12 protein-coding genes and 1 pseudogene are annotated in these 9,153 nt (G+C 41.8%); 3 read left to right on the top strand and 10 right to left on the bottom strand.

Annotated elements, in window-relative coordinates:
- Positions 1-257, bottom strand: a 257-nt coding sequence (locus tag B5X60_RS18395) for a transposase (RefSeq protein WP_139377511.1), incomplete at its 3' end; no start/stop codon positions are given.
- 167 nt (positions 258-424) lie between these two features.
- Between B5X60_RS18395 and B5X60_RS15995 the strand changes: the two genes are divergently transcribed.
- Both B5X60_RS15995 and B5X60_RS15990 read left to right on the top strand, forming a co-directional pair.
- Positions 425-1,321, top strand: coding sequence for a DnaJ C-terminal domain-containing protein (locus B5X60_RS15995; RefSeq protein WP_079703732.1), 897 nt, complete (start codon positions 425-427; stop codon positions 1,319-1,321).
- Positions 1,322-1,325: 4 nt separating this feature from the next.
- Positions 1,326-1,625, top strand: coding sequence for a chaperone modulator CbpM (locus B5X60_RS15990; protein ID WP_079703731.1), 300 nt, complete (start codon positions 1,326-1,328; stop codon positions 1,623-1,625).
- Positions 1,626-2,043: 418 nt separating this feature from the next.
- Here the strand turns inward: B5X60_RS15990 and B5X60_RS18670 are convergent, their stop codons facing one another.
- Positions 2,044-2,211 (bottom strand): GIY-YIG nuclease family protein, encoded by a 168-nt coding sequence (locus B5X60_RS18670; protein ID WP_407641469.1) that lies wholly within the window; start codon positions 2,209-2,211, stop codon positions 2,044-2,046.
- A gap of 312 nt (positions 2,212-2,523) precedes the next feature.
- On the opposite strand from B5X60_RS18670, the gene B5X60_RS15980 reads away from it, so the two are divergent.
- Positions 2,524-2,886 (top strand): DUF1304 domain-containing protein, encoded by a 363-nt coding sequence (locus tag B5X60_RS15980; RefSeq protein WP_079703730.1) that lies wholly within the window; start codon positions 2,524-2,526, stop codon positions 2,884-2,886.
- A gap of 111 nt (positions 2,887-2,997) precedes the next feature.
- Here the strand turns inward: B5X60_RS15980 and B5X60_RS15975 are convergent, their stop codons facing one another.
- The 8 genes and pseudogenes from B5X60_RS15975 to B5X60_RS15940 all read right to left on the bottom strand — a co-directional run bounded on the left by B5X60_RS15975 (position 2,998) and on the right by B5X60_RS15940 (position 9,152).
- Entirely contained in the window at positions 2,998-4,134 is a 1,137-nt protein-coding gene (locus B5X60_RS15975) for a hypothetical protein (protein ID WP_079703729.1), read from the bottom strand.
- A 117-nt stretch (positions 4,135-4,251) separates the two neighbouring features.
- Positions 4,252-4,638: a hypothetical protein gene (locus B5X60_RS15970; RefSeq protein ID WP_079703728.1), complete on the bottom strand. Its 387-nt coding sequence runs from the start codon at positions 4,636-4,638 to the stop codon at positions 4,252-4,254.
- 168 nt (positions 4,639-4,806) lie between these two features.
- Positions 4,807-5,182, bottom strand: a pseudogene (locus B5X60_RS15965) (GxxExxY protein).
- A 183-nt stretch (positions 5,183-5,365) separates the two neighbouring features.
- Complete coding sequence (gene hemJ, locus B5X60_RS15960) at positions 5,366-5,902, bottom strand: protoporphyrinogen oxidase HemJ (RefSeq protein WP_079703727.1); 537 nt, start codon at positions 5,900-5,902, stop codon at positions 5,366-5,368.
- 121 nt (positions 5,903-6,023) lie between these two features.
- On the bottom strand, positions 6,024-7,049 hold the full coding sequence (hemE, locus tag B5X60_RS15955; protein WP_079703744.1) for a uroporphyrinogen decarboxylase: 1,026 nt from the start codon (positions 7,047-7,049) through the stop codon (positions 6,024-6,026).
- A gap of 14 nt (positions 7,050-7,063) precedes the next feature.
- Positions 7,064-7,579 carry a tetratricopeptide repeat protein gene (locus B5X60_RS15950; protein ID WP_079703726.1) on the bottom strand — a complete coding sequence of 172 codons (516 nt, stop codon included), beginning with the start codon at positions 7,577-7,579 and terminating at the stop codon, positions 7,064-7,066.
- Between the two features lie 3 nt (positions 7,580-7,582).
- On the bottom strand, positions 7,583-8,287 hold the full coding sequence (locus B5X60_RS15945; RefSeq protein ID WP_079703725.1) for a response regulator transcription factor: 705 nt from the start codon (positions 8,285-8,287) through the stop codon (positions 7,583-7,585).
- Positions 8,277-9,152, bottom strand: a complete 876-nt coding sequence (locus B5X60_RS15940) for a sensor histidine kinase (protein ID WP_079703724.1) — start codon at positions 9,150-9,152, stop codon at positions 8,277-8,279. The genes B5X60_RS15945 and B5X60_RS15940 overlap by 11 nt, the downstream gene beginning before the upstream one ends.
- Position 9,153: the final 1 nt, after the last annotated feature.

The following is a 9,153-nucleotide window of genomic DNA, read 5'->3' as shown; positions in this document are numbered from 1 at the left end:
AGACGCAGTTTGGATATCGCTATAATACGACGATCACTATTGCAGTTCTCCAAATAACCAACCAGCATAAGCTTCATAAATACAACCGGATCAATGCTACGCTGGCCCTCTGAACCATAATACTTATTCGTTGCTTTATATAAAAAGCTGAAGTCGATTATCTGATTTAATCTCCTGTAGAAATTGTCCTCAGGTACAGCTGAAGAAAGTTGAAAATTGAGGAAGAGCTTTTCTTGATATTTTTTCTTTCCCTGCATGATCTAATTTCAGGAAAAGTGCCTTTTTAGAAAAACATGAATTATCAACCGATGTTAGTTGTGCAACGGTCACCTAAAGCAAAAAGTATGTGCCATGTCAGCGGCACGAGCTGACAAATCAAAACTTATATATATTTGTATTACAACCATAATCACTACTATTACACATGGCTTTCGTCGACTACTACCAGGCACTTGGCATAACAAAATCTGCTTCTGACAAGGACATCAAAGCGGCTTATCGTAAAATGGCCCGTAAATATCATCCCGACGTAAACCCAAACGACAAGGATGCACAAAAGAAATTCCAGGAGATCAATGAGGCAAACGAAGTATTAAGTGATCCGGAAAAAAGAAAAAAATACGATCAATACGGTAAGGACTGGAAACATGCCGATCAGTTTCAGGGAGCACAACAATCACAGCAACGTCAGCAGCAGTCGTGGGGCCAACAGGATTTCGGTGGAGGGTTTGGCGGCGGGTTTAGCGGCGATGACTATTCAGATTTTTTCAGTTCTATGTTCGGACGAGGTAAACAAAGGCAGGCCAACTTTAAGGGCCAGGATTTTAATGCAGAGCTTCGTCTGAATCTGCGGGATGTTTATACTTCCCAAAAGCAAACTCTCACAGTCAACGGCAAAAACCTGAGACTTACGATCCCTGCTGGGATCGAAAACGGGCAGACGATCAAAATTACAGGGCATGGCGGTCCGGGAACCAATGGAGGTCCGGCAGGTGATTTGTACATTAAATTTGCAATTGCTAACGACCCAGATTTTAAACGTGTCGGAAATGATCTGTACAAAACAGTGGAAATCGATCTGAAAACTGCAGTGCTCGGTGGCGATATTACCATTGATACGCTAAGCGGAAAAGTAAAACTAAAAGTGAGTCCGGAAACCCAGAATTCAACAAAGGTTAAACTGAAAGGTAAAGGATTTCCGGTTTATAAAAAAGAAACACAATTTGGCGATCTTTATATCACCTATTCCGTAAAAATCCCAACAGGACTAACCGAAAAGCAGAAAGAACTATTCAAACAGATTTTTGAACCTGGTAGTTAAAAAAATGGCAAGACAAAACCTGATTTCAACCGATGAATTCTGTATACATCATAATATAGAGTTCTCCTTTATTCGCAATCTTTGTGATTTTGGATTGCTGGAAACTGTTACCGTAGAAAAAATTGAATTCATCAAAGCGGATCAGCTCGAAAGGCTTGAACGAATGCTCCGTTTGCACAGGGAACTGGATATAAACGTCGAAGGCATTGATACCATCGATCACTTACTCGACAGGCTGCATGATCTTCAAACAGAAGTAACGTCTTTGAAAAATCGTCTTCGGCTTTATGAGGATATAGACTGATAAGGCATACGGGTCCATCCAAAAAGTCTTCAAACATCAGCTATCCGCGTCCTTCTCAGTTGAGAATTTTCGCCATGATCCCAAGGGCGGTCATATAACGACCCGGAAAGTGGTTGAATATATTTGTGGATAATATGTGACCACTTTCGGGTCTTAAAAGAGATATCGCTTTTTCTATATACACGTCTGGCACCGTCGAACAATGCCGTCAAGTTAAGGATCCGGAGGTTCCAGCTTTCGCTGGAATGACAGCGCTGTTGGGGGAGACAGGGGAGATTCCAGCTTTCGCTGGAAACTGAGCACATCACTGCTTAACTCTAACGAACCAATCTGCGGCAAGATCATGCGAGTTGGGATTATTTTTTTCAATCAACTCATCTTTCCAGTATCGTAGCCAGACCTTTAACTTCTTTTCTCTTTAGATAGCTAAGTTTACATCAGTGAATTTTTCATACCATACCAGAATAATGCAATTGAACTTACTTGTGAATCCATAAACGAGCTTTCGATGATGCTCGTAGACTCTTCTCCGGATATTGTTAGTAAAACCGATGTACAAAACATTATGATATTTATAAGTGAGCATGTGAACGAAGTATTCATTCATTCCTAAAAATACCATCCCCGAAATATCGTATGGAAAAGAATGAATGAAATAACCTTATCGTTTATAAGAAGGTCGCCCACAGATTCCAGCGGAGGCTGGAATCTCCCAATTACCTCAAAACATTTGTCATTCCAGCGAAAGCTGGAACCTCCTTATCATTTTTATGATGCATCTTATCCAGTCTAACTCTTCCAATCTCTTAACTTAATGACATTCCACTTTCGGGGTGATACCTTCTTTGTTATAAAGGCATTCTTATGAAATTCGCTATCTTCATACAAACTCCTTAAAATGAACCTCATCGCTAAAATCCTAATCGTTGTTGTTGCTATTGAACACCTTTATATCCTATGGCTAGAAATGTTCGCCTGGACCACGACCGGAAGACGGACATTCAAATCCATGCCGGCCGAAATGTTTGAAAAAACAAAATCTATGGCTGCTAATCAGGGCCTCTATAACGGTTTTCTAGCCGCTGGATTGATCTGGTCCCTGATTATTGAAGATCAAATATGGTCAGAGAACGTTGCAATTTTTTTTCTTGGTTGTGTTATCGTAGCCGGTCTTTACGGTGCCGTCTCCGTGCAAAAATCCATCCTATTCGTTCAGGCTTTGCCTGCTGCTGCCGCTCTCGCCGCCCTATTCATTTTCTGATCTACGAGTCGTCAGACGTCGTAATTACTGATTACCTGATTACCGATTACTGATTACCTGATTACCGATTACTGATTACTGATTACTGATTACTGATTACCTGATTACCGATTACCGATTACTTTTTTTAAGCAGCCGAAATTCCTGCCTGTAAACCAGGAAGGACGAATTAGAAAACTCGATCTTCTTTTTGCCCTTTGGCCTGTTTAAATCCATCAAGGGTTCAAACCTGAAATCAAGGTAAAGATTGGGGATCAGCCTTTTCTGATACGAATACCTGATCATCAATAATCTCCGATGTGCTTCAGTATATCCCGCATGCTTAATATGTTGAGAAACGGATTGATATATCGGCATTCCCTGAGTGGATATGAACTTGTCCGCATTCCAATAGGTTCCTAACAATGAGCCATATTTAGTATCTATCCCGCTGTTCAGGAACCATCCGCCACCAGTTGAAAAAGCTTGCACAGAAGTAAAAGAAAGGTCTCTGAAATGGGTATAATAATTCTCGGATCTGAAAGCATTTACAAATCCCTGCAAAGGAATCTTCAATTTAAATCCCAGTGCGCTATTGACCAGGGTTTGTAAGGGTACATTCGTTACGTCAATTTGCCCACCCTGGTGAAAAACGGTAAGCTGCACGGGAATTGATAAGCTTAATTTTGTATTATCTACCAGGCTTATAGCCATGGAAGCCCCGCCAAGGATCTGCTCCTGGTCGGGGGATGGCTTGTAGATCATCCGCTTCCAGTTAATAAATGCATCGAGGAAGAACGACTTATTTTCTATGATAAACTGGGTCCCGTATTCTACAGGCTCAGTGATCTTTTTCTCGAAGTCATAAATCGGCTCAATCATCCGGTGATGAATGTTCCCTTCAAGTACTCCGTTAATAAGCGTGGTATTATGCTTCTGATATTTCACGGAGAACAACGGGAATGTCCTGTAAATACCGCGGCCCCCGAAATCTTTGCGTAAATGTACACCCGCCGAAATGGATAAACGGGGATGCGCGTAATAAAGCAGTTGCGGCTCCAGTTGCCCGCCGAACAGAGTGTGGCCATCCTGGATCTTGTTGAAATATTCATAATTCCGCATGTAGTTGAAATTATGAACGCTTAAATGAAGCTCCCCGGTTTTCAAACTGTCGGGACGGATACGATATTCAAGGCTGTCGTTTAGGATTTGTCCCTGGAGTTTGGTTAGGGAGAAAATCAATAATAACAGGAAACAGGTCTTCTTCATTAGGCTCTTTACGATACGTTGCTAGCATAGGGCTGCCAAAAACGCAGAAGCAAAGATAGGTATATCAATCAATAGAGGGTGAAAAAGACTACAGATGTTCAACGACGGGCATCACCCCTATTTCACCCTATCATAAATGAAGTTAGTTTCATCCAACCCGGCTTGCCCGCTCGACATTACAATTGAGTTGTCATTGACCTTTATGTAGGTGCCGAGCTTACTGCCGTCTATAACAAAGGTTATTCTGTATGGGTACACCACCCCAGACTCGCGATCTTTATCAGTAATATTATCAATTTCGAATGTACCGCTACCAGAGGGTTTTGACGCTGTTGTTCGTTCGAAATTCTTTCCCTTAAAAACGTAAATATCACTGTTGGGCTGTCCTTTTACAAAACGCAGTTCCCAGGTGCCATCGAGGCTGAAGTTAAGGGTTGTTTCTTTGTCGCAGCTGGCGAAAAGGAATACTAAAATGATTGAGGATAGTTTGAATAGGTTTTTCATTGGGATAGGGTTTATTAATAGATGATAAATAGTTTAGGATGGTTGCAACAGGGGAAAACAAAACCAAAAAACACCTCACCACAGAGCTTTTTTTTACCGCAGAGGGCGCAAAGTTTTGCGCAGAGGACGCAGAGTTTTCCTGCCTCCGGCAGGTGATGGACGCAAAGATCAAAGGCGATTTGCAACTCGTTTAATACCATCTTTCATTGACACTACATTAAAATTCAGGAGCAAGCCTAATTTAAAATCACCCATCCTGAGATAAGTTAGGGTTTGCGCCAAATGAATATCTCTTATTTCCGAAATGCTTTTGATCTCAACCACAACTCTTTTTTCAACAAGTAGATCAATTCGATAACCACAGTCAAGGATAACTTCTTTAAACACCAACGGCATTACTTTTTCCTCCTCAACAAAGAGACCACATTGTTTCAATTCATGGCTTAGACAATTGGTAAGAACTTTCCAGTAAGCCGGGGCCTAAGGCCGAATGGACTTCAATGGCAGTTCCAATAATACGAGTGGAGATATCGTTTTCTGTCATATCTTAATCGAGCAAAAATAGCGGATCCAGGCTTAATAGTTTTAAGAAGAGTAACAGCTCTAGCTAACGGCAATAATTCCTCTGCGAACTCTGCGCAAAACTCCGCGCACTTTGCGGTAAAAATATGAGAGCTCTACTCCAATCTTGCGAACTCTGCGGTAAAAAAGGGGATTTCAATTAAACCTACTTCTTCAAACGATAGTACTTATAAATTTTCACTGCCGACATAATGATCACACTAAACAACACCAGTCCAACCAGCCCATAGATCCAGTCAATAGCGCTTTTTAATATCACTGTAAACACTATAGCAACGAGAAAAATTGTCGCAAGCTCATTCCAAATACGTAGCTGAGTTGACGTCCATGTGGAAGTACCCTGTTTTAACTGCTTAATGATGTTCTGGCAGATAAAATAGTAAATTAGTAAGCCTACTACAAAAGTCAGCTTAACGTGCATCCAGGGCATCGAAAGTAGATCAGGATTTACATACACCATTCCTGCTCCAGCCAGGACAGCCAGGACCATTGCCGGTGTGGTTATTATATACCAAAGCTTGTGCTGCATGATCTCAAACTGCCGCTGCAGGATCACCTTTTCCTGCTCCGGACGATCGTTAGCCTCTACATGATAAACAAAGAGCCGCACGATGTAGAACAATCCTGCCATCCAGCTAACGACGAAGATGATGTGGAGGGATTTGAGGTAGAGGTAGGTCATGGGGTGTTAGGTGTTAGGCTTTAGGGATTAGGCTAAACGAAAATAAAATCATCAATAGGGCCTCATTATCGCTAAGCCTGTCCGCCCAGCCGCTTTCAACTTTCCACTTTCAAGTTTCAACTCAATACCTATATTCTTTTACGACCTCTATTGCATATTTCACATTATCAAACGGAATATCCGGCATTATCCCATGGCCCAGGTTAAAGATAAAGCCATTTTCACCGCGCATTCTTTCGAACAGCCTGTGGATCCTTTCTTTAATCACTTTCTTGTCTGCGTATAGAATATGCGGGTCGAGGTTTCCCTGCACAGCAATACCCGCAGGGAGTTTTTTCTTAATATCAAGCAGGTCTGCATTCCAATCCACTGAGATGACATCAGGTTGCGCATCTGCCATCAATGGTGCGAAAACTGAACTGCCTTTGCAGAAAGAGATAACTGGAATATCCTTGCGGTTTAATTTGGAGATGATCTCCTTATTATAATTATGCGAAAATTCGGTATAGTCATCCCATGACAATGCAAGTGCCCAGCTATCAAATAGCTGCACGGCGTTCACACCGGCAGCAATCTGTAAATTCAGATAATCAATAGTAACCTTGGCAATCTTGGCGAGGAGCTGATGTGCTAGCTCCGGATGATTGTGGATCAGGAGTTTAGTCAACTTAAAATCTTTGGATGAACCACCTTCTACAAGATAGCTCATTACAGTAAATGGTGCTCCTGCGAAACCGATCAGTGGGATACTTCCGTTCAGCCTTTGTTGGATAACTTTGATAGCATCTGCAACATACTGAAGCCTGTCGTCTACGTCGGTAAGCAAAGCATCTACATGAGATTGGTTTCGCACCGGATTTGCAAACCTGGGACCAACACCTTGGGTGAAACTGAGCTCACCGCCCATGGCTTCAGCTGTTACAAGGATGTCAGAAAACAAAATTGCAGCGTCTATACCCAGAAGATCCACCGGCAGCATTGTCACATCAGCGGCGATTTCCGGCGTTTTACACATTTCCAGAAATGAATATTTATTCTTTATTTCCCAATACTCGGGCATAAAACGGCCTGCCTGCCGCATCATCCAAACCGGCGGGCGTTCTGTCTTTTCAGAAAATGCTGCGCTTAAAAAAAGGCTGTTTTGTATGTTGTTCTGACTCACTATGCTTTTTTAATTTCAGATTCTATCTTTTCAATGATTGTCTTTACTCTGGAGGTAATTTTATACGATTTTGCCTTTTCCACATAGGCTTTTGCGCGTACATAATCTTTTTTACGAAGATTAAGGTTTGCCAGATGTACATGCACGATCGCTTTGTCGTTCTGATTCCTTAATGGGAAATTACTCGCAATTTGAAAATGTTTTTCGGCTTCGTCGTAATTGTGGCGATGAAGTTCGACATTTCCATATATGAACTCATAAAAGCCCCTGCGATGCCTTCCAAGCTTGTCAGGATCTTCAATTTCCTTTAACAGCTCTTCTGCCCCATCGTAGTTCTTTGCATGGAATTCACGGGCTGCCATAACCACTGTACCTTCGCGAAAGTAGCCCCAGATAAGTAGGGCTATCCCTATGCCGATAATAGCTGTAATTTCATACGCTTGCTGGCTGATCGTCCAGCCCAGCAGAAATACGGCAACTCCAATAACCCAAAATCGGGCCCTTTTAGTGAACATTTTTTAGTGGGTGTCTGTAAATTTATATCCAACTCCCCGGATTGAATGAAAATAGGTCGGATTTTTCTGATCCGGCTCAAAGTACTTCCTGAATGTCAGGATAAAATTATCTATAGTACGAGTTGAAGGATAAACATCATAATTCCAAACCGTTTCCAAAATCTGCTCACGGGATACTGCCTCATTACGTCTTTCAATAAGCAGCTTCAGCAACATGGTCTCTTTTTTAGTCAGGGGAGTTATTGTACCATCGTCATCCTTTAATTCGAATGAATTAAAGTAAATGGTTTTATCTCCGATCTTATAAGAATTCAGTTCTTTTAGATCATCACCTTTCATGCTCCTTCTTACCAGTATTCCTACCCGAAGAATCAGTTCTTCCAGATTGAAAGGCTTAACCAGATAATCATCTGCTCCCTTCTTAAGACCCATAACACGATCTTCACTGGTATTTTTCGCAGTTAGGAACATTATTGGTACTTCCGAGTTCTCAAGACGGATGGTCTCAGCTACCTGGAAACCGTCGATCTCCGGCAGCATTACATCAAGTATTACCAGATTAAAACGCTCTTCCTTAAAGATCTTAAGGGCCTTTTTACCGTCGGTCGCTGTTGAAACTTTGTATCCTTCCAGTTCCAGATTTAGTTTGATAGCTTCCAGAAGATGATCTTCGTCTTCTACCAGTAGAATTCGTTGTTTAGTTTGCATGTGCATTGAATATGACTTCGAAAACTGTTCCCGAAGGCTGGTTGTTTTTAACTTTTATAGTCGCCTGATGTTTATCAAGTACTTGTTTCACAATAAATAAACCCAAACCAGTGCCTTTGGTTTTCCGGGTATCTTCACTCCCCACCCTGTAGAACTTTTCAAAAATACGCGTTTTTTCCAGATCGCTGATGCCTATGCCTGAATCTGCTGTAACGAAATGCACCTCGCCATTTTTCTTAAACAATTTAACTTTAACCTCAGCACATGGCGGTGAATATTTTACGGCATTCTCAACCAGATTAGTAACCATTGACGTCAGAGCAAACTTATCTCCAAAAATCTTGATCCCCTTTTCAACTTCAGGCATAATGATCTGCGAGCTGCAGGTATGCACCTGGAGCCTTTCTGCCACCTGCTTTACAAGGTCGGAGAAATTGAACTCTTCCTTTGGAAACGAGTAGGAGTTGCTTTCTATCTGGCTTGCCATTAGCATGTTTTCTACAAGGTCGTCAAGCCGCTCGATATCCTTCAGAGAATTATTGATAAAGCCCTTTTGCTTCTCCCTTTCCAGGTCTCTCTTTAAAATAGTCTGGAGGTATAATTTAATGGATGCCAGCGGAGATTTCAGCTCATGAGTAACGGATAAAAGAAAGTTCTTCTGTTGCTGGTGCAGTTTCCGCTCTTTGCTTAAAGTCTTATGCATGTAATATGCCCCGACAAGAACGATAAAAAGAAACACTGCAGCCTCTCCCACAATCATTCCTTTACTGTTTGGCCTTGCTGCAAGCAATAACGTTCCCCACCAAACAAGCTGGAAGGTCATGTAAACAACGAGACAGTAAAATATGATCAGCGGCCTTCTCATC

Origin of the sequence: Daejeonella lutea (assembly GCF_900168015.1) — a bacterium.
GTDB classification, from domain to species: domain Bacteria; phylum Bacteroidota; class Bacteroidia; order Sphingobacteriales; family Sphingobacteriaceae; genus Daejeonella; species Daejeonella lutea.
Note: the sequence above shows the minus strand (reverse complement) of the source record. Positions and strands in the feature narration are given on the sequence as shown.